This is a genomic window from Stenotrophomonas sp. TWI169 (assembly GCF_039674705.1).
GTDB lineage: Bacteria > Pseudomonadota > Gammaproteobacteria > Xanthomonadales > Xanthomonadaceae > Stenotrophomonas > Stenotrophomonas maltophilia_P.
Map to the genome: position 1 here is coordinate 42,449 of NZ_JBDJOB010000022.1, position 21,307 is coordinate 63,755.

14 protein-coding genes and 1 pseudogene are annotated in these 21,307 nt (G+C 67.0%); 10 read left to right on the forward strand and 5 right to left on the reverse strand.

Annotated elements, in window-relative coordinates; genetic code table 11:
- The first annotated feature begins 98 nt into the window (after nt 1-98).
- From ABE543_RS15550 to ABE543_RS15595, 10 genes and pseudogenes are all read left to right on the forward strand, one after another.
- Nucleotides 99-641 carry a GNAT family N-acetyltransferase gene (locus ABE543_RS15550; protein WP_053515349.1) on the forward strand — a complete coding sequence of 181 codons (543 nt, stop codon included), beginning with the start codon at nt 99-101 and terminating at the stop codon, nt 639-641.
- Between the two features lie 127 nt (nt 642-768).
- A pseudogene (locus ABE543_RS15555) lies at nt 769-1,398 on the forward strand (glutathione S-transferase family protein); the annotation flags it as partial.
- Between the two features lie 117 nt (nt 1,399-1,515).
- Entirely contained in the window at nt 1,516-3,795 is a 2,280-nt protein-coding gene (locus ABE543_RS15560) for a thiamine pyrophosphate-dependent enzyme (RefSeq protein WP_197600296.1), read from the forward strand.
- 3 nt (nt 3,796-3,798) lie between these two features.
- A complete protein-coding gene (gene asnB, locus ABE543_RS15565) occupies nt 3,799-5,739 on the forward strand; it encodes an asparagine synthase (glutamine-hydrolyzing) (protein ID WP_065181970.1) in 1,941 nt (646 codons plus the stop codon).
- Between the two features lie 65 nt (nt 5,740-5,804).
- Complete coding sequence (locus ABE543_RS15570) at nt 5,805-6,365, forward strand: NAD(P)H-dependent oxidoreductase (RefSeq protein WP_053515357.1); 561 nt, start codon at nt 5,805-5,807, stop codon at nt 6,363-6,365.
- A gap of 348 nt (nt 6,366-6,713) precedes the next feature.
- Nucleotides 6,714-8,138 (forward strand): replicative DNA helicase, encoded by a 1,425-nt coding sequence (locus ABE543_RS15575; protein WP_053515359.1) that lies wholly within the window; start codon nt 6,714-6,716, stop codon nt 8,136-8,138.
- A 219-nt stretch (nt 8,139-8,357) separates the two neighbouring features.
- Entirely contained in the window at nt 8,358-10,601 is a 2,244-nt protein-coding gene (locus ABE543_RS15580) for a TonB-dependent receptor (RefSeq protein ID WP_346475870.1), read from the forward strand.
- Nucleotides 10,601-12,190 carry an alkaline phosphatase D family protein gene (locus ABE543_RS15585; RefSeq protein WP_346475871.1) on the forward strand — a complete coding sequence of 530 codons (1,590 nt, stop codon included), beginning with the start codon at nt 10,601-10,603 and terminating at the stop codon, nt 12,188-12,190. Before ABE543_RS15580 ends, ABE543_RS15585 begins: the two co-directional genes overlap by 1 nt.
- A gap of 118 nt (nt 12,191-12,308) precedes the next feature.
- Complete coding sequence (locus ABE543_RS15590) at nt 12,309-12,527, forward strand: hypothetical protein (RefSeq protein ID WP_053515365.1); 219 nt, start codon at nt 12,309-12,311, stop codon at nt 12,525-12,527.
- Nucleotides 12,527-12,784, forward strand: a complete 258-nt coding sequence (locus ABE543_RS15595) for a hypothetical protein (protein ID WP_346475872.1) — start codon at nt 12,527-12,529, stop codon at nt 12,782-12,784. Before ABE543_RS15590 ends, ABE543_RS15595 begins: the two co-directional genes overlap by 1 nt.
- Nucleotides 12,785-12,871: 87 nt before the next feature.
- On the opposite strand, the gene lpdA is transcribed toward ABE543_RS15595, so the two are convergent.
- From lpdA to ABE543_RS15620, 5 genes are all read right to left on the reverse strand, one after another.
- The gene (lpdA, locus tag ABE543_RS15600) at nt 12,872-14,308 is read right to left on the reverse strand and encodes a dihydrolipoyl dehydrogenase (protein ID WP_053515369.1); all 1,437 of its coding nucleotides are present in this window, start codon (nt 14,306-14,308) and stop codon (nt 12,872-12,874) included.
- 65 nt (nt 14,309-14,373) lie between these two features.
- Nucleotides 14,374-15,579, reverse strand: a complete 1,206-nt coding sequence (sucB, locus tag ABE543_RS15605) for a dihydrolipoyllysine-residue succinyltransferase (protein WP_065175459.1) — start codon at nt 15,577-15,579, stop codon at nt 14,374-14,376.
- A 42-nt stretch (nt 15,580-15,621) separates the two neighbouring features.
- The gene (locus ABE543_RS15610) at nt 15,622-18,453 is read right to left on the reverse strand and encodes a 2-oxoglutarate dehydrogenase E1 component (RefSeq protein WP_053515372.1); all 2,832 of its coding nucleotides are present in this window, start codon (nt 18,451-18,453) and stop codon (nt 15,622-15,624) included.
- Nucleotides 18,454-18,639: 186 nt separating this feature from the next.
- On the reverse strand, nt 18,640-19,542 hold the full coding sequence (locus ABE543_RS15615) for a GNAT family N-acetyltransferase (RefSeq protein ID WP_346475873.1): 903 nt from the start codon (nt 19,540-19,542) through the stop codon (nt 18,640-18,642).
- 3 nt (nt 19,543-19,545) lie between these two features.
- Nucleotides 19,546-20,955, reverse strand: coding sequence for a cupin domain-containing protein (locus ABE543_RS15620; RefSeq protein WP_253119561.1), 1,410 nt, complete (start codon nt 20,953-20,955; stop codon nt 19,546-19,548).
- Nucleotides 20,956-21,307: the final 352 nt, after the last annotated feature.

The window sequence follows — 21,307 nt, forward strand, 5'->3', positions numbered from 1 at the left end:
CAGCGGACAGGCGACAGGCCGGCTTCTGCCGGCCTGTCTGTTTTTGTGGCCGGGTGACATTTGCGATGATGGCGCTCCGTCATCGCCCTGGAGTCGGCATGAGCATCTTCGACCTGCGCCTGGAAACCGAGCGCCTGATCCTGCGCCCACCGCATCGCGAGGATTTCGAGCCCTATCTGGCGTTCTGCGCGGATGAAGAGGTGATGCGCACGCTGGGCGGAGTACAGCCACCGTCAGTGGCATGGCGTGGATTCTGCAGCCTGGCTGGCGCGTGGCAGTTGTTCGGCTTTTCGATGTTCAGCGTGATCGAGAAATCCAGTGGTGAGTGGGTCGGTCGCATGGGGCCCTGGCAGCCACAGGACTGGCCGGGCACCGAGGTCGGCTGGAGCATCCGGCGTGCCAGCTGGGGCAAGGGCTACGCGCCGGAGGCGGCGACCGCTGCGATCGACTGGGCATTCAACGCACTCGGGTGGGAGGAGGTGATCCATACCATTGCCGAGGACAACGAGAATTCCCGTGTCGTGGCCCGCAAGCTGGGCAGTACGCTGCTGCGCATGGGCGAGCTGCCGCCGCCGTACCAGGGCAAACCGATGCAGATCTGGGGGCAGTCGCGCCAGCAGTGGCAGCAGCGCGTGCGCTGAGGGGCCCGACGGGCTGCATCCAGCGGCGGGCTGCGCGGTGGGCATGCTGCACCCGCGCTTGGCATCGGCGGGCGCGCTTGCCAGACTGCGCGCAACCGGTCGTTGGCCGGGTCTCCTGGAGCAGGCAATGGTGGAAGAACGCGTTCCGTTGACGGTGCATGGCATGTCCGTTTCAGGCAATTGCCACAAGGTGCGCATGCTGCTGGAACACCTCGGCAGCCGCTATCGCTGGGTGGAGGTGGACAGCGCCCATGGCCAGACCCACACGCCGGAGTTCCTGGCATTGAATCCCAATGCGAAGGTGCCGTTGATCGTGCGCGAGGACGGCCGCGTGTTGACCGAATCGAACGCGATCCTGTTCTGGCTGGCCGAGGGCACGCCCTACCTGCCCGGCGATGGCTGGGAGCGGGCGCAGGCGTTGAGCTGGATGTTCTTCGAGCAGTACACGCATGAACCCTGCGTGGCGGTGGCCCGTTTCATCCGTGGCTGGACGCCGGCCGATTCCCCGCGGCGCGCCGAACTGCCGCGCCTGCAGGAGCGCGCCAGCACCGCACTGGCGGTGATGGAACAGCACCTGCGGCAGTCGCCCTGGTTCACCGGCCGCAGTTATGGCATCGCCGATATCGCGCTGTTTGCCTACACCGACGTTGCCAGCGATGGTGGCATCCGCCTTGATCCGTTCCCGCAGGTGCAGGCCTGGCTGCAGCGGGTCCGGGCGCAGCCGCGGTTCGTGCCGATGCCGGCCGTGGGCGCGGTGGTGCTGGCGCGATTCACCGGGGTGGCCTGTTTCCATGGGGAGCGTGGGGCAGGCCGCCTGGGGGGGAAGCCGGCCTGCCCGCGCCACGCTACGCAACAACGACACGGAGGGTGTTCGATGTTCGCTGTGGTTCCAGATCCCATTCCCGCGCGCATGCGCGGGCTCAACCGCGCCGAAGTGTGCGACGTCAATTTCCTGGAGGCGGTGCGCGGCTGGCGGGGCACGCCACGGCCACGGCCCGCGCCGCACGCGCCGATCCTGCCAGGCAGCACGCTCAGCGCGGCGGCCTTTGCCGACCTGTTCGATTCGCAGCTGGCCAGCCGCCAGCTGGACCTGATGGCACGCGTGCTGCGCGTGCAGAACAAGGTCTTCTACACCATCGGCTCGTCCGGACACGAGGGCAATGCGCTGTTGGCGCGGGCCTGCCGGCACACCGATCCTGCGTTCCTGCACTACCGCTCCGGCGCCTTCATGGCCGAGCGCGCGCGGCAGGTGCCGGGCATGGATCCAGTGCGCGACGCGGCACTGTCGTTCGCCGCCAGCGCCGACGATCCTGCCAGCGGAGGCCGGCACAAGGTGTGGGGCAGCCGGCCGCTGTGGGTGTTGCCACAGACCTCGACGATCGCCTCGCACCTGCCCAAGGCGCTGGGCACTGCGTTGGCCATCGAGAGCGGCAAGCGCCTGGGCCAGCCGTTGCCGATTCCGGCCGACAGCATCGTGGTCTGTTCCTTCGGCGACGCCTCGGCCAATCACGCCACCGCACAGACGGCGTTCAACACCGCCATGTGGTCGGCCTACCAGAAACTGCCGGCGCCCATCCTGTTCGTCTGCGAGGACAATGGCCTGGGCATTTCGGTGAAAACACCGGAGGGATGGATCGCCGAGCGCTTTGGCGGCCAGCCGGGACTGGACTACTTCTTCGCTGACGGGCTGGATCTGGCCAGCGGCCACGCGCAGGTGCAGGCCGCGGTCGAGCATTGCCGGACGACCCGCAGGCCGACCTTCCTGCACCTGCGCACCACGCGGCTGATGGGGCATGCCGGTACCGATTTCGAGGTGGAGTGGCGCGCGTTGCCGGAGCTGTGTGCGGCGGAGGCGCAGGATCCGCTGCTGCGCTCGGCGCAGATCGCGATGGAGTCGGGCTGGATGGATGCCGCGGCCGTCGAGGCGGCCTATGAAGCGATGCGTGTGCGCTGCATGGCGGCCGCCGCCGACGCCGAGCGCCAGCCGAAGCTGCAGTCCCTTGAGCAGGTGATGGCACCGCTGGCGCCCTATACACCTGCAGCGGTGCACGCCGAGGCCCGGCGCGCGGTCGCGGACGAGGCGCGACTGTCGCTGTATGGCGGCGCCGACGCATTGCCGGAGCGGCAACCGCCGCGTCATCTGGCCATCCAGATCAATCACGGACTGCAGGAACTGCTGTGCAAGTATCCGCAAAGCCTGTTGTTCGGCGAGGATGTGGCGCAGAAGGGAGGCGTGTACACCTTGACCCGCGACCTGCTGCGTCGTTTCGGCCCGCGTCGGGTGTTCAACACGCTGCTGGACGAGACCATGATCCTGGGCATGGCGCAGGGGCTGGCCAACATGGGCATGCTGCCGATCCCCGAGATCCAGTACCTGGCCTACCTGCACAATGCCATCGACCAGATACGTGGCGAGGCGTGTTCGCTGCAGTTCTTCTCCAATGACCAGTTCCGCAACCCGATGCTGGTGCGGGTGGCAGGGCTGGGCTACCAGAAGGGATTCGGTGGCCATTTCCACAACGACAATTCGATCACCGCCCTGCGCGACATTCCCGGCCTGGTGGTGGGCTGTCCCTCGCGTGGCGACGACGCCGTGATGATGCTGCGCACGTTGGCGGCGCTGGCCCGGGTGGATGGCCGCGTGGCGGTGTTCCTGGAGCCGATCGCGCTGTACATGAGCAAGGACCTGCACGAGCCGGGTGACGGCCAGTGGCTGTTCGACTACCCGCAACAGGGCCAGGCGCTGCTGCCGGGGGAGGGCCGGGTGTATGCCCCCGAGGCGCAGGATCTGGTGATCTACACCTATGGCAATGGTGTGCCGATGGCGCTGCGTGCCGCGCGGGTGATCGACCAGCAGCTCGGGTGGCAGGTGAGGGTGGTTGACCTGCGCTGGCTGGTGCCGCTGGACGGCGGATTCATTGCCACCCAGGCGGCCACGGCGCGGCGCGTGCTGGTGCTGGACGAGGGGCGTCACAGCGGTGGCGTGGGCGAGGGGGTGGTCACGGCCCTGGTCGAGGCCGGCTTCGGTCACCTGCCGCTGCGTCGGGTCTGCGGCGCCGATACCTATACGCCGCTGGCGGGGGCAGCAATGTTCGGGCTTCCAAGCGACAATGCGGTGATTGGCGCCGCCCTCGACCTGGCGCAGGAACCCTGATGCATGTGTGGATTGGCGGGAATGCTGTTGCCGGCACCGATGGTGCCGGCCGAGGAACTGCAGGCACAGGCCCTGGCCATGGGCCAGGCGCTGCACCATCGCGGGCCGGATGATGGTGGCACCTGGGTCGATGCCGCTGCCGGGATCGCACTGGCGCACCGCCGGCTGAGCATCCTCGATCTGTCCCCGCTGGGCCACCAGCCGATGGCATCGTCCGACGGCCGCTATGTGATGGCCTACAACGGCGAGGTCTACAACTTCGCGGCCCTGCGCGCCGAGCTGGAGCCGCTGGGCCATGCGTTCCGTGGCCACTCCGATACCGAGGTGCTGCTGGCTGCGATCCTGCAGTGGGGCCTGGAAGACACCCTGCAGCGCTGCAACGGCATGTTCGCCATCGCTCTGTGGGACCGCAGCGAGCAGTGCCTCTGGCTGGCCCGCGACCGGGTCGGCAAGAAGCCGCTGTACTACGGCTGGGCCGGTGACGCGCTGGTGTTCGGTTCCGAGCTGAAGGCACTGTGGCAGCATCCAGCGTTCGACAACGATATCGATCGGGATGCGTTGACGCTGCTGTTGCGGCTGGATTACATCCCGGCGCCGCACAGCATCCATCAGCGCTGCTACAAGCTGATGCCCGGCCGGGTGCTGCGGGTGGATGCGCCGATGGTTGCCGCCGGAGCCGGCGCGCACCGGCCGGAGCAGGCGCAGCGTCCGTACTGGGACGCGCGTGCGCGCATGCAGGCCGCACTGGCTGCACCCTTCCAGGGCCGCATCGAGGAGGCCGAGGAGCAGCTTGATGCCCTGCTGCGCGACGCCGTGGCGTTGCGCATGGTCGCGGACGTGCCCGTCGGCGTGTTCCTGTCCGGGGGGACCGATTCGTCGCTGGTGGCGGCGCTGATGCAGGCGCAGAGCAGGCAGCCGGTGCACAGCTTCAGCATCGGCTTCCAGGATTCAAGCCACGATGAGGCACCGCTGGCCAGGGAACTGGCCGCGCATCTGGGCTGCGACCACACCGAGCTCTACGTCAGCGGGGCCGACGCACTGGCGGTGGTGCCGCAGTTGCCGACGATGTTCGACGAGCCTTTTGCCGATGCCTCGCAGGTGCCGACCGCGCTGGTGGCCCGGCTGGCAAGGCAGGGGGTGACCGTGGCCTTGTCCGGCGATGGTGGCGATGAGCTGTTCTTCGGCTACACCCGCTACGTGCGCGCGCTGCGCAACTGGCAGATGCTGGGTCGCGTGCCGGGCCCGCTGCGGCGCTGGATGGGTGCCCGCGCGCAGCAGCAGGGCGAGGCATCGCGCACGGGAGGCCTGGCGGCGCTGCTGGCCGAAACCGGCGCCCGCGGCATCGGCGATGTATACCGCAACCGCATTTCGCGCTGGCGTGACCCGGCGGCGGTGGTGCCCGGTGCGCAGCCGGCTGGCAGCTTCTATGACCTGGCCGATCCGCTGCACGGCGCGGGCACGCCGGCAGACGCGATGATGCTGGCCGATTTCGTGACCTACCTGCCTGATGACCTGCTGTGCAAGGTCGACCGCACTTCGATGGCGGTCAGCCTGGAGGCGCGTGCGCCGTTGCTGGACTGGCGGGTGGCCGAGTTCGCCTGGTCGCTGCCGCTGGGCTTCAAGCGCAGTGAAACGACCAGCAAGGTCCTGCTCAAGCGCGTGCTGGGCCGATACGTCCCGCACGCGATGGTGCACCGGCCCAAGCGTGGTTTCGGTGCGCCTGTCAGCGACTGGCTGAAGGGCGACCTGCGGCCGTGGGCCGACGATCTGCTGCAGCCTTCGCGGCTGGAACGCGAAGGCGTGCTGTCGGCGGCCGCGGTGCAGCCGCTGTGGCAGCAGTTCCTTGGCGGCCAGCGCAAGTGGCACACGCATCTGTGGAACGTGCTGATGTTCCAGGCATGGCAGGCCCACTGGCGCCAGGTCCGGGCCAGCATCAGCGGCTGACCTTCACTGCCTGGAAAGGGGACGGTGAATAGGATGGGTTTCCCGCACCATGAGGAGTCCGTCCGATGTCCGTACCCACCATCGCCGTGTTCGTCGGAAGCCTGCGCCGGGAGTCATGCAACCGCCGGCTGGCCCATGCACTTGAAAAGCTTGCCGGCGACCGGGCCCGGTTCCAGTACGTGCAGATCCGCGACCTTCCCCTGTATGACCAGGATTTCGACGCCGATTACCCGCCATCGTGTGTCCGCCTGAAGGAGCAGGTGCGTGCCGCCGACGCCGTGCTGTTCGTGACACCCGAATACAACCGTTCGGTGCCGGGCGTGCTGAAGAACGCCATCGACATCGGCTCGCGCCCCTATGGCGACAGCGCATTCGCAGGCAAGCCCGCTGCGGTGATCGGTGCGTCCATCGGCCAGATCGGCACCGCGGTGGCCCAGCAGCACCTGCGCAACAGCCTGGCCTTCCTCGACATGCATGTGCTCGGCCAGCCGGAGGCGTTCATTCATTTCAAGGACGGCCTGATCGACGCCGACGGTACGATCCACAACGACGCCACGCGGGAATTCCTGCAGGGGTATGTGGACCGGTTCCTGGCGCTGATCGCAGTGCACGTGAAGGGCGATTGAGACGTATGGGGTCAGAGCCCTCTGCGTTGCAGAGGGATCCGACCCCAGCCACATCCGGGGTCGGATCCCGGCGCGCAGCGGCGGGCTCTGACCCCACTTGCAGCTGAGCGGGCCAGAGCCCGTACGCTGCACGGAATCCGACCCTGGCCGGCTGATCTGCGATAATGACGCACTCGGGCGTCGCACGGGCGCCCGTCGCAGGCAGTGCGACGCCTCCGCGCCATTCTGGCCAGGCTCCGGCGGATATCCCCCGTTCTTCCACGGCTTATCCACAGGCTTGTCCATGGCCGCCAGGGTCGGCGCATGCCTACACTCGTCTGGCCCCACTTTTGCAGGAAACACCGCCGCATGTCCGCCCGTCCCGGCTTCCGTTCCAACCGCAGAGACCGCGGTGATGGCTTCGAACGCGATGATTCGCGCATCGACCAGCTGCGGGTGCCACCGCATTCGGTGGAGGCCGAGCAGGCGGTGCTGGGTGGCCTGATGCTGGCACCCGAAGCGTTCGACCGGGTCAACGACCAGCTGACCGAGACCGACTTCTATCGCCGCGATCATCAGATGATCTACCGCGCGATCCGAGAGCTGTCCGAGCGTGACCGACCCTTCGATGCGGTGACGCTGGGCGAATGGTTCGAATCGCAGGGCAAGCTGGAGCTGGTAGGGGATGGCGCTTATCTGATCGAACTGGCCAGCACCACGCCGTCGGCGGCGAACATCGCTGCCTACGCCGAGATCGTACGTGACAAGGCGGTGCTGCGGCAGCTGATCCAGGTCGGTACCGACATCGTCAACGATGGTTTCCAGCCGGAAGGCCGCGACAGCAGCGAGCTGCTGGCGTCGGCGGAAAAGAGCGTGTTCGCCATTGCCGAGCAGGGCGCACGCGGGCGTACGGATTTCGTCGCCATGCCCGGCGCGCTGAAGGATGCCTTCGAGGAACTGCGCAACCGCTTCGAGAACGGCGGCAACATCACCGGCCTGCCAACCGGCTACAACGATTTCGACGCGATGACGGCCGGCCTGCAGCCGACCGACCTGATCATCCTGGCCGCGCGCCCGGCGATGGGCAAGACCACCTTCGCGCTGAACATCGCCGAGTATGCGGCGATCAAGTCGAAGAAGGGCGTGGCGGTGTTCTCGATGGAAATGTCCGCATCACAGCTGGCGATGCGACTGATCTCCTCCAATGGCCGGATCAACGCGCAGCGCCTGCGTACCGGCCAGCTGGAAGATGAGGACTGGAGCCGCGTCACCAGCGCGATCAAGATGCTGAAGGAAACCAAGATCTTCATCGACGACACGCCGGGCGTATCGCCGGAAGTGCTGCGCTCCAAGTGCCGCCGCCTCAAGCGCGAGCACGACCTGGGCCTGATCGTGATCGATTACCTGCAGCTGATGAGCGTGCCCGGCAACAGCGAGAACCGCGCGACAGAAATCTCGGAGATCTCGCGTTCGCTGAAGGGCTTGGCCAAGGAGCTGAACGTGCCGGTGATCGCACTTTCCCAGCTCAACCGCTCGCTGGAAACGCGTACCGACAAGCGCCCGGTGATGGCTGACCTGCGCGAATCGGGCGCCATCGAGCAGGACGCGGACATGATCGTGTTCATCTACCGCGACGACTACTACAACAAGGAAAACTCACCGGACAAGGGCCTGGCCGAAATCATCATCGGCAAGCACCGTGGTGGCCCGACCGGTTCGTGCAAACTGAAGTTCTTCGGCGAGTACACGCGTTTCGACAATCTGGCCCACGATTCGGTCGGTTCGTTCGAGTAGGGCTGCCGGCCGCGGGCCGGCGATCTCCTTCTGTTCTGCAAGAGCCGGGCGCGTGCCCGGCTCTTTGCGTTGGTGCGCGCGCAAGGCGCGTACCTTGCCGGGCGATGGTCACATGACGTGTAACTGACATGTAACTGGGCCTTCCTACCATGCCGCCGCTGTCCTCCCACTTCCGACGCCCGTCGCTGGCGTCCAGCGCGTCCAAGGAATCCGCCTCCCATGCCGTCCCACGCTCCGCTCCGCCGCAATCTGCTGGCTCTGCTGGTCTGTGCCTCGCTGCCGTCGCTGGCGGCCGCTGAAACCGCCCCCACCTCCGATGCACCGTCGGCGACCACCCTCGATTCGATCTCGGTGATCGGCCGCGGCGAAGCGCGCCAGGTGCAGCGTGTCACCGCCGAGGACATGAAGGTGCTGCCGCCGGGCGCGAATCCGCTCAAGCTGCTGGCCAGCAAGCCGGGCGTGCATTTCGAGTCGGGTGACGCCACCGGTGCCTACGAGTGGTCGACCAGCATCAGCCTGCGCGGCTTCAACCAGAACCGGCTTGGCTACACGCTGGACGGCATTCCGCTGGGCAACATGAGCTACGGCAACAGCAACGGCCTTCATGTCAGCCGCGCGGTCATCAGCGAGAACCTGGGCGGTGCGGAAGTCTCCACCGGCATCGGCGCGCTGGGGACGCCGTCCACCAGCAACCTGGGGGGCGTGTTCCAGTTCTATTCGATCGATCCTTCCACCGAGTACGGCGTGGTGCTGGCGCAGGGCTTCGGCAGCGACAACGCGCGGCGCAGCTATGCCCGCCTGGAGACCGGCGAGCATCAAGGGTTTGCCGCGTACCTGTCCGGCGTGTACTCCGAAGGCGACAAGTGGAAGGGGAAGGGCTCGCAGGAGCTCAAGCAGTTCAACGGCAAGGCCGTTTACAACTTCGGCGTGGACAGCAGGATCACCGCGCTGTTCAACGCATCACGCCGGGTCGAGGCGGACTACCAGGATCTGTCGCTGGAGATGATCGACCGCCTGGGCTGGAACTGGGACAACTACGCGCCGGACTGGGACCGCGCGCTGGCCGCGGCACGCGGGCAGTTCAGTGGCGGCGTCAACAGCCCCTGGGATGCGTACTACTCCGGTCATGGCCTGCGCAACGACGATATCTCCAGCGTCGCCGGCGACTTCGGCCTCAACGAAGCGATGCGCCTGAAGGTCAATGTCTACAATCACAGCAACCGCGGGCAGGGCCACTGGTTCAGTCCGTCCAATCCCTCCAATCCGGGCACCGCGCGCGAGATCCCGATCTCGATCCGCACCACCGAGTACGCGATCGACCGTACAGGCGTGACCTCCGCGTTCACCTGGAACGTCGGCGGGCACGAGCTGGAAGCCGGCCTGTGGTACGAGGACAACGGCCACAGCGTGCAGCGCAACTTCTACTACATCGATGGCCCGATCACCGATGACTTCTTCCTGCGCAATCCGGACCAGCGCGTGTGGCGCCAGCTCTACACCACCATCACCCGCCAGTTCTATGTGCAGGACCGCTTCCGCCTGTTCGACGACCGCCTGACGGTGGACATCGGCGCGAAGTCGCCGCACACCCGCACCCGCGTCCGCACGCCGCTGGGCAGCTATGCCAACAACAGCAGCCTGACCTCCAGCAAGGGACTGCTGCCGCAGGCCGGCTTCAATTTCAAGCTCAACGAAGGCAATGAAATCTTCGGTTCGTTCGCCAGGAACATCGCCGCCTATGCGCTGGGCGTGGGCAGTCCGTTCAACGTGCCGCAGCAGGCCTTCGATGCCAGTGCACGCAACCTCAAGCCGGAGCAGTCGCGCACGATCGAACTGGGCTGGCGCGGCTACGGGCAGGGGTATGAGGCGTCGGTCGCCGTGTACGACGTGAAGTTCGACAACCGCCTGCTTGCCATCGCCCAGTGCGTGGGCATCCTCGGCTGCCCTGCGTTGTTCTCCAACGTCGGTTCGGTGACCAGCCGCGGTGCCGAGGCGACCCTGCAGCTGAAGCCGGTGCAGGACGTCACCTGGTCCAACGCGCTGTCGTGGAACGACAGCACCTACGACGACGACTACGTCAACAACGGGGTGGTACCGACCCGCGGCAGGAAGACCGTGGATACGCCGGAATGGATGTTCGCCAGCACCCTGGCCTGGACGCCGGGCCCGTGGGACATGCGCCTGTCCGCCAACCATGTCGGCAAGCGTTACGTGACCTATACCAATGACCTGTCGGTTCCCAGTTACTGGCTGGTCAACGCCTCGGTGGCTTACGATTTCGGCTCCCTGGGGCCCGCGCAGAACCTGACAGTGGCAGTGAACCTGACCAACCTGGCGGACAAGCGTTACCTGTCTTCGATCAACACCAACGGCACCTATGCCGCAGATCCCACGCGCAGCCTGGCGACCATGCAGGTGGGGGCGCCGCGGCAGGTGATGGCGACGGCGACCGTGCGCTTCTGATGCAGCGGCCCTTGGATCCGGAGCACCGTCGCCGCCTGCTGCGCATGGCGTGGCAGGGCACGGGGGTGGCGATCGCACTGGCGGCGATGCCGGGGCTGGCCACGGCAGGCCCACGGCCACGTCTGGGCCGCGATCCGTTCACCCTCGGCGTCGCCGCCGGCGATCCGGATCCGCAGGGGGCGGTGCTGTGGACACGGCTCGCCCCCGATCCGCTCAACGGCGGTGGCATGCCGCCGCGGGCGGTGCCGGTGCGCTGGTTCGTGGCCGAAGATCCCGGCATGCTCCGTCCGGTGCAGCGTGGCGTCGCCGCAGCGGTGCCCGAGCTGGCGCATTCGGTGCACGTGGAGATCAATGGCCTTCGTCCCGGCCGTGACTATTACTACCGTTTTGCCTGCGACGGTGATGAGGAAAGCACGGTCGGCCACTTCCGCACCGCGCCGCTGCCGGACGCGCGGCTGCAGCAGCTGCGCCTGGCCCTGTGCACCTGCCAGGCCTGGAACAGCGGCTACTACCCGGTACTGCGTGATATCGCGCGGAGCGATGTCGACCTGGTGCTGCATGCCGGCGACTATCTGTACGAGTACAGTCCACTGCAGAACGCACGCGGCCGCACACTGGATGCGGAGCGATTCAGCGGCGAGACCGTCAGTCTGCAGCGTTATCGCGACCAGTACGCGCTGTACAAGCTCGATCCGGACCTGCAGGCAGCGCACGCCGCGCACGCCTTTGCGGTGATCTGGGATGACCATGAGGTGCAGAACGACTATTCCGGCGTCCATCCTGAAAAGGACAGCGTGCCGGTGGAGGACTTCATCGTCCGGCGGGCCGCTGCCTATCGCGCCTTCTACGAGCACCTGCCCATGCGCAGCGCTCCGGCCGGCAACGGTGGCCTGCGGGTGCACCGGCGCCTGCGCTACGGCGACCTCGCGCAGCTGAGTCTGCTCGATTGCCGCCAGTTCCGTCCGGCCAACCCCTGCGGCGTGGGCGAGTCACCGCGCTGCGAGGCGGCACTGGACCCGCGCATGAGCATGCTCGGGTCCGGCCAGGAGGCGTGGTTCGCGCAGTCGATGGCGGCCGCGCGGGGCACGCGCTGGAATGTGGTGGTGCAGCAGCTGCTGATGGCGCAGCTGCGGCTGGACGGCGGCACCCCGCGCGAGCGGTTCTGGAACGATGCCTGGGATGGGTATCCTGCCGCGCGCAACCGGTTGCTGCAGGCGCTGCAGGCAGGCGGGCAGGGCAATGCGATCGTGCTGGGAGGCGACTGGCATTCCACGTTCGTCAACGATCTGAAGCTGGACTTCGATGCGGCCGATGCTCCCGTGGTGGCCACCGAGTTCATCGCCCCCGCCATCAGCAGTGGCGGAGACGACACACCGTATGGCCCTTACTACGGACCGTCGATTCCCCTGAATCCGCACATCCGCTATTTCGACGGCGACCGCCGTGGCTGGTGGAAGCTGCAGCTCAACCGGCAGGCCGTGGATGCGGAACTGCGCTTGGCCGACAGCGTGCTGCGTACCGATGCCGCGGTGCGGACCGCCGCGCGTTTCCAGGTCGCCCACGGCCGCCCGGGGGCGGTGCAGGTATAGCGGCTGCGTTCCGGGTTTCATCGCGCCCTGCCGGGTTTCGTCGCAAACCGTTTGCTCCCTCCGGGGCAGGGCGGCACTGTGGTCGCAGGCGGCAAGGGGCCGCTGCAAGGAGACCGTGATGAAGACCCTGTTCGCGCTGGGCGTGTGGTGCCTGCTGTTCGTGCTGTGCTGGCCGTTGGCGATCCTTGCCCTGATCGCCTGGCCGTTCGTGTGGCTGCTGAGCCTGCCGTTCCGCCTGGTCGGCATCACGTTCTCGGCGCTGTTCGCTTTCCTGCGCGCGCTGTTCATGCTGCCGGCACGCCTGCTGGGTGGCGGCCGCGGTCCGGTGGCTGCGTGATGACGCCGGCCATCGCGGTACTGGTATTGGCGCTCGCGGCGCCGGCCCCTGCCACGCCCGCGACACCGCCCTCCGCCTGGCTGGAACGCCAGCAGACCGCCGCTGCCGACGAAGCGGATGCTGCGGCGGCCAAGCCCGCCAAGCCTGACAGGCCCAAGGAACGCTGCAGGGTGGTGAAGGAATGGAAGGTGGGTGAAACCGTGGTGCAGCATCGCATCTGTGACGATGCACCGGAGCCGCCTGCTGGAAAGGTGTAGCGCCGGGCCCATGCTCGGCTCCACATCAGAAGGCCAAACAAAAAAACCCCGCCGAGGCGGGGTTTTCCTGTCATGCCACCGGGCCGATCAATTGGCCTTGTGGATGGCGCGCTTGCTGACCGCCATCGCCGCGTCGTGGACCACTTCCGACAGCGACGGGTGGGCGTGGCAGATACGGGCCAGATCATCGGCCGAACCGCTGAACTCCATGGTCAGCACGCCTTCGTGCACCAGCTCGGACACGTTGGCGCCGACCAGGTGCATGCCGAGGATGCGATCAGTCTCGGCATGCGCCAGGATCTTCACGAAACCTGCCGGCTCGATCATTGCCACGGCACGGCCGTTGGCGGCGAACGGGAAGCTGCCGGCCTTGTACGGAATGCCTTCGGCCTTCAGCTGTGCTTCGGTCTTGCCCACCCAGGCCAGTTCCGGCTCGGTGTAGATGACCCACGGAATCGTGTCGAAGTTGACGTGGCCCGGCAGGCCGGCGATCAGTTCGGCCACGGCGATGCCTTCCTCGAAGCCCTTGTGCGCCAGCATCGGGCCGCGCACGCAGTCGCCCACCGCCCAGACGCCATCGACGCCGGTGTGGCAATGCGCATCAACTTCGATCTGGCCACGCTCGTTGACCTTCACGCCGGTGCCTTCGGCCAGCAGGCCCTTGGTGGCAGCGCGACGGCCGACGGCCACCAGCAGCTTGTCCACGGTCAGGGTCTTCTCGCCTTCGCTGTCGGTGTAGGTGACAACGACTTCCTTCTTCTTGCCCTTGCCAGTGATCTCGGTCTTGGAGACCTTGGCGCCCAGGCGGATGTCCAGGCCCTGCTTCTTGAATTCCTTGGCCGCGGTCTTGGCGACTTCGGCGTCGGCGACGGCCAGGAACTCCGGCAGCGCCTCGAGGATGGTGACTTCAGCGCCCAGGCGCTTCCACACGCTGCCCAGCTCCAGACCGATCACGCCGGCGCCGATCACCGCCAGGCGGTTCGGCACTTCGGTGAAGTCCAGGCCGCCGACGTTGTCGACGATGGTCTCGCCGTCGAACTTGGCGAACGGCAGTTCGATCGAATCCGAACCGGCGGCGATGATGACGTTGGTGCCCTTCAGCTCGACTTCCGAGCCGTCGTGCTGCTTCACCTTGACCACGTTGCCCGGCTGCAGTTCGCCGAAGCCGTAGTAGGTGGCGACCTTGTTGGCCTTGAACAGCATGGCGATGCCGCCGGTGAACTGCTTGACGATCTTGTCCTTGCGGCCAACCATCGCCTCGACGTCCATCTTGGCGTCCTTGAAGCTGATGCCGTGGTCGCCAAAGATGTGGCTCATGTTCCAGAACTGGCGCGAGGAATCCAGCAGCGCCTTGGACGGGATGCAGCCCACGCGCAGGCAGGTGCCGCCCAGCGCCGGCTTGCCATCCTTGCCCAGCGCTGCGTCGATGCAGGCGGTCTTCAGGCCCAGCTGGGCCGCGCGGATGGCAGCGTGGTAACCGGCCGGGCCCGCACCGATGACGACGACGTCGAATTGTTCAGCCATTGAATTAGTCCTTGATGCTTTACCGGAACCCCCTTCCGCGCGGGCGCGGAAGAGGGCGGGAGGTCTTACAGGCCGAACAGCATGCGGCCCGGGTTTTCCAGCTGGTTCTTGATGTCCACCAGGAACTGCACCGAGTCCTTGCCGTCGATGATGCGGTGGTCGTAGGACAGCGCCAGGTACATCATCGGCGCGATCACGACCTGGCCGTTCTGGGCGATCGGACGCTCCTTGATGGCGTGCATGCCCAGGATGGCGCTCTGCGGCGGGTTGATGATCGGCGTGGACAGCAGCGAGCCGAAGGTGCCGCCGTTGGTCACGGTGAAGGTGCCGCCCTGCAGTTCTTCCAGGCTCAGCTTGCCGTCACGGGCCTTCTTGGCGTAGTCGGCGATGGTCTTCTCGATGTCAGCGAACGACATGCGCTCGACGTTGCGCAGCACCGGGGTCACCAGGCCCTTCTCGGTCGACACGGCGATGGAGATGTCCGAGTAGCCGTGGTAGATGATGTCGTCACCATCGATCGACGCGTTGACCAGCGGGAAGCGCTGCAGCGCGTTGGCGGCGGCCTTCACGAAGAAGCTCATGAAGCCCAGCTTGATGCCGTGGGCCTTGACGAACTCGTCCTGCAGTTCCTTGCGCGCGGCCGACACCTTGGACAGGTCGACTTCGTTGAAGGTGGTCAGCATGGCGGTGGAGTTCTTGGACTCCATCAGGCGTTCGGCGATGCGCTTGCGGATGCGGGTCATCGGCACGCGTTCTTCCGGACGTGCGCCACCGGCCTTGCCGGCGCCGCCGTTGCGGGCGAAGTTGACGATGTCTTCCTTGGTCACCGCGCCGCGACGGCCGGTGCCGTCCACGTCGGCCGGGTTCACGCCCTCGGTGATGGCGGTGAAGCGGGCACCCGGCGGCAGCGCATCGGCAGCCGACTTGGCTGCCGGGGCCGGAGCCGCGGCGGGAGCCGGAGCAGCGGCTGCGGCCGGAGCCGGGGCATCGGCCTTCTTCTCTTCAGCGGCCGGAGCCGGGGCAGCCGCCACGGCGCCTTCCTCGATGATCGCCACGACCTGGCTGGAGGTCACGGTGGCGCCCACGTCGAACTTGATCTCCTTCAGCACGCCATCGACCGGCGACGGCACTTCCAGGACGACCTTGTCGGTTTCCAGGTCAAGCAGGTTTTCGTCGCGCTTGACGGCGTCGCCCACCTTCTTGTGCCAGGTGGCGATGGTGCCGTCGGCGACGGATTCGGGCAGTACCGGGGCTTTGACTTCGGTGGCCATGCGGGAGCTTCCTGGTTTGTCTTCTAAATAAGGGGAGGAGAGTTATTCAGCGACCTGGTCGTTGAACGGGTTGACCAGTGCGTCGGCAATCAGCTGCTGCTGCTCGCGGACATGGTCAGCCATGTGACCGGCAGCCGGCGACGCCGAACGTGCGCGACCGGCGTAATGCAGGTTCTGGCCCTCGGCCAGGCAGAACTGCAGGTGGTGGCGGATCTGGTACCACGCGCCCTGGTTCTGCGGTTCTTCCTGCGTCCACACCACGTCGGTGGCCTTGCCATACTTCTTCAGTTCGGCAGCCAGCAGCGCACGCGGGAACGGATACAGCTGCTCCACGCGGATGATCGCCACGTCGTCCTGGCCACGCTTGGTCTGGTCTTCCAGCAGGTCGTAGTAGACCTTGCCCGAGCACAGCACCACGCGCTTGACCTTCTTGGCGTCGGCATTGGCATCGCCGATCAGGTGCTGGAACTCGCCGTTGGCCAGCTCGTCCAGGGTCGACACCGCCAGCTTGTGGCGCAGCAGCGACTTCGGCGACATCACCACCAGCGGCTTGCGGGTGGTCATGTGCAGCTGGCGACGCAGCATGTGGAAGGCCTGGGCCGGGGTCGACGGCACGACCACCAGCATGTTCTCCAGCGCGCACAGCTGCAGGAAGCGCTCCAGGCGCGCCGAGCTGTGTTCCGGGCCTTGCCCTTCATAGCCATGCGGCAGCAGCAGGGTCAGGCCGGAAATGCGGCCCCACTTGGCTTCACCGGCGGCGATGAACTGATCGATCACCACCTGGGCGCCGTTGGCGAAGTCGCCGAACTGGCCTTCCCAGATGCACAGCGTGTTCGGATCGGTGGTGGAGAAGCCGTACTCGTAGGCCATCACCGCTTCTTCGCTCAGCAGCGAATCGATGACGGTGGCCTTCTCCGGCGAATCCACCAGCTGCCGCAGCGGCATGTAGTAGTTGTCGGTCTTCTGATCGTGCAGGATCGCATGGCGGTGCGTGAACGTACCGCGGCCGACGTCCTGGCCGACCAGGCGCAGTGCATGGCCTTCGTCCAGCAGGGTGGCGTAGGCCAGGTTTTCGGCAAAGCCCCAGTCGCCCGGAATCTCGCCAGCGGCCATCTTGCGGCGGTCGTCGTAGACCTTGGCCACGCGCGAGTGCAGCTGCACTTCGTCCGGGATGGTGTTGATCAGCTTGGCCAGCTCGACCAGCTTGTTCTTCTCGACCTTGGTCGAGACCGGGTCGGACAGCTTGCCTTCCAGCAGCTTCGGCCAATCAACGAACAGCGGGCTGCTCGGCGGAGTCTTCTCGACCTTGGCCAGTTCGGTGGTCACTTCGCCGGCGTCCAGCTTCTCGCGGTAGGCATCGACCATCGCCTTGCCGGCGCCGGCGGCGATCACGCCCGCCTTTTCCAGCTGCTCGGCATACATCTCGCGGGTGGTCGGGTGCTTGCGGATCACCTGGTACATCAGCGGCTGGGTGATCGCCGGCTCGTCGGCCTCGTTGTGGCCCCAACGGCGGTAGCACATCAGGTCGATGACCACGTCCTTGGCGAACTTCTGGCGGAACTCGAACGCCAGCTGCGCAGCGAACACGACCGCTTCCGGATCATCGCCGTTCACGTGCAGCACCGGTGCGGCAATCATCTTCGCCACGTCGGTGGCATAGCGCGTGGAGCGCGTATCCAGCGGATTGGAGGTGGTGAAGCCGACCTGGTTGTTGACCACGATGTGCACGGTGCCGCCGACGGCGAAGCCGCGGGCCTGCGACATCTGGAACAGTTCCATGACCACGCCCTGGCCGGAGAAGGCCGCGTCGCCGTGGATCAGGATCGGCATGACCTGCTTGCGGGCGGTGTCCTTGCGGCGCTCCTGGCGCGAACGCACGGAACCGGCCACGACCGGGTCGGCGATTTCAAGGTGCGACGGGTTGAACGCCAGCGCCAGGTGGACCGGGCCACCCTCGGTGGCCACGTCGGCGGAGAAGCCCATGTGGTACTTCACGTCGCCGGCCGAGGCGTGCTCGTCGTGCTCGAACTTGCCTTCGAACTCGTCGAACAGCTTGCGCGGGTTCTTGCCCAGGGTGTTGACCAGCACGTTCAGGCGGCCGCGGTGGGCCATGCCGATCACCACGTCCTTGACGCCGTCCTTGCCGGCGCTGCGGATGATGGTGTCCATCATCGGGATCAGCGCATCGCCGCCTTCCAGCGAGAAGCGCTTCTGGCCGACGTACTTGGTGTGCAGGTAGCGCTCCAGGCCTTCGGCCGCGGTCAGGCGCTCCAGGGTGCGGCGCTGGGTGTCAGCGTCCAGCTGGTAGTTGCCGCCGGCCAGTTCCAGCTTCTTGTAGATCCACTGGCGCTGCTCGACCTCGGCGATGTGCATGAACTCCGCACCGATCGAACCGGTGTAGGTCGCCTTAAGGCGCGCCAGCAGGTCGCGCAGCTTCATGCGCGGCTGGCCGCCGACGCCACCGGTGCTGAACTCGCTGTTGAGGTCGGCATCGGACAGGCTGTGGAACGGCAGGCCCAGGTCCGGCGTATTGACCGGCGCAGCCAGGCCCAGCGGGTCCAGGCGGGCGTCCAGGTGGCCGCGCGAGCGGTAGGCGGTGATCAGACGACCGACATTGCGCTCACGCTCGTCGCCCGCACCTGCGCCGGTGCCGGCCTTCAGCGCATCCTTGGCCGCGTCCGCGATGTGGGAAATGACGGCCGAGTGCGGAATGTCACCTGCTTCGCGGCCCTTGAAGCCGTCGAAGTAGGTCTTCCATTTGGGATCGACACTGTCCGGGGAGACGAGGTACTGCTCGTACAGGTCCTCGACATAGGAGGCGTTGCCGCCGGCGAGTTGCGAAGATTGCGCAAACTGCTTCAGTAGATTGTCCACGATGGAGGGTGTTGATTCGCTTTGTGGGGTATGGCTTAAGAAGGACCCGGCAGGAAGATGAATAGCCCTGCGCAGGCGCGTTCAAACAGCCAAATTGTACCCCCATCCGGACACGAAGGGGCATCGCGGAGGCCATTGTGCGTCCCCCGGTGCCGCTTCCAGACAGGTTGAACCCGACCGTCGCGCTCAGAGGCCGAGCGCGCGTAGTTCGCTGCAATCGCGCGAACGGTCCCAGACGCGCTGCAATTGCTGCTCGAACTGCCGCGAACGTGCCGGCAGCGCGATCCCGGCCTCGCCGTCGAGGCGATGGCCGATCAGACGAAAGTAGAAGTCGCCCCTGTCATTGATCAGGCAGGCGGACGCCAGTGCCCGGTCGACCGGATCGGCCACTTCGCGGAACAGGATCACGCTGGGCAGCCGCTGTGCCATCGCCAGCAGCGGCGCGCCGGCACGGCCAATGGCTGCCGCGTCATGCACGATCACCCGCAGCTGCTTGTCGTGGCGGGCACTGGCGAAGCGGCGCAGGGCGGCCTGTACCGGGCCGGCAGCGAGCAGGCCCGGGTCCAGCAGGTGGCTGTGCAGCCACACCTGGCGACGGGCACGGTGGAGGATGGCGGTGGTGGCGGCCACGGCCTCGGCGTGGCTGTTGATCGCGCTGGCCGCGTCCAGCCGGCGGCGCATCTGCTGGTGCCCCAGGCCGGCCTCCTCGAAGACCTCGCCCTCAGGCAGGAAGCCCTGCCGCGCGTAGAAGTCGCGGGCGGGCAGCTGTGCGTGCAGATGCAGCTCGGCCAGGTCGAGGCCACGGCCGGCCTCGACCAGGGCCTCGAGCAGGGCTTCACCGATGCCTTGGCTGCGGTGGCTCGCCAGCACCGCCATGCGGCCGACGCGGCCATCAGGTGTGAGCCGACCAGTGCCGACCGGCGTGCCGTCGGCATCCAGCGCCAGTACATGGGCGCTGACCGGGTCCATCGCGTCGCGCTCCAGGTCGCTGGCAATGCCCTGCTCCTGCACGAACACCTGCTGGCGCACAGCGTGGATGGCGCCATGCGCATCGGCATGACCTACCTGATGGACGCGGATCGAGGGCATGACTCAGGCGCGACCGGCGTCGCTGTCGTCTTCTTCGTCGTCTTCGAAGTTGACGATGACCTCGATGCCATCGTCATGCACGGTCACCACGTGGACATCGTCGGACACGGCGTCGTCATCGATCACCTCCACCTGGTCGCGGCCTTCGACCACCTCACCGAGGACGCCTTCATCCTCGCCCTCGTCGTCGGCGCCATACAGCTCGCTGGGGTTGATCAGCTGGAACACGCCGCCGACCAGCAGCTGCTGGACCACCGCGCGGCCCTTGTCCGACAGTCCGCGATAGGCGGCCGCGTCGAGCTGCTCGGCACCGGCCAGGCGCTGCGCATCCTTCACCGGCAGCGCGAAGTCCTGGCCGCTGACGTACAGGCTGGCGCCCCGCTTGGCCCGCCGCCAGGCCAGGCGGGCCCAGGGGTGGCGTTGCAGCAGAAGGCCGGACTGCAGGGCGGCGACCACCTCTTCCTGTTCCGGCGCGGCCTGGTGGGCCATCACTTCGCCGGCGGCGCGGTAGGTGGTGATGAAGCGGCCGAACCAGTCGCCCAGCTTGTCCGGGTCGTTCATGCGGATGGCGTTGAGGGCGGTGATCACCCGTGCCATCGCCACCGTGTCGATCTCGTTCGGATCGGCCGGCAGCTTCAGGTCGGGGTCCTGATAGCGGATGTTCTCGTCGGCATCGGCGATCAGGGTGTCCAGGTAGTCACTGATGAGTTCGGCCGAGGACGGCGCGCGCATGCCGAAGGAGAACGTCAGGCAGGGGTCTTCGGCGACGCCATGGTGCGGCACGTTCGGCGGCAGGTACAGCATGTCGCCCGGCGCCAGCACCCAGTCGTGGGTGGGCTTGAACACCTCCAGCAGCTTCAGTTCCACGTCCGGACGGAACCCCAGTGGCGGCCGCCGGCCCTTGATCGACTCGCTGGCATCGATCTGCCAGCGACGATGGCCCTGGGCCTGCAGCAGGAACACGTCGTACTGGTCGACGTGGGCACCGACCGAGCCGCCGGTGGCGGCGAAGCTGATCATGACGTCGTCCATGCGCCAGCGCGGGAGGAAGCGGAAGTGCTCGATCAGCGCGCGCACGTCCGGGTCCCACTTGTCCACGTCCTGCACCAGCAGGGTCCAGTCGTGGTCGGGCAGGGCGGGGAATACGTCTTCCTGGAACGGGCCGGTACGTACGCGCCAGCCGTCCTGGCGCTTGTCGTGCTCGATCAGGCGTGCCAGCACGCCTTCTTCGCAGGCCAGCCCGGCCAGGTCTTCCGGCTGCACCGGAGACTGGAAATCAGCGAAGGCGTTGCGGATCAGCAGCGGACGCTTCTGCCAGAAATCGCGCAGGAACACGGCCGGGGACATGCCCAGCGGCTGGCCGGGACGGGCGGTGACTTCGATGAGCGGGGCGGAGGACTTGCGGGCGGCCATGGGGGAATCCTTGCAGCGGAAAGCGGGAGGGCGGCGCGGCGTGCCGCCAAGGCGTCCATTGTCCGACGTTCGTTGGGATTGCGCACGTGCGGTGGTTTGTCGCGGGGTGTCCGGCCAACGGCGGAGCCCCTCGTGGCGGGTGCTTGGTCGCGTGAAGGCAAAAAGCCGTGCTTGGCCGGGCGGGTGGGCTGCGCGGGGGACGCTGCAAGTACGTCCCTGTAAGCTTGGCCGCCGCATCCATGCGGCGGACACCCCCGCGCAGGCCCCCCCCCCCCGCCCTTTCCCGTTTGCGCGGGGGCCGGCCCCGGCGGGGAAAAAAGAAAAGAAATGCACAACGGGGCGCGCGCCGGGG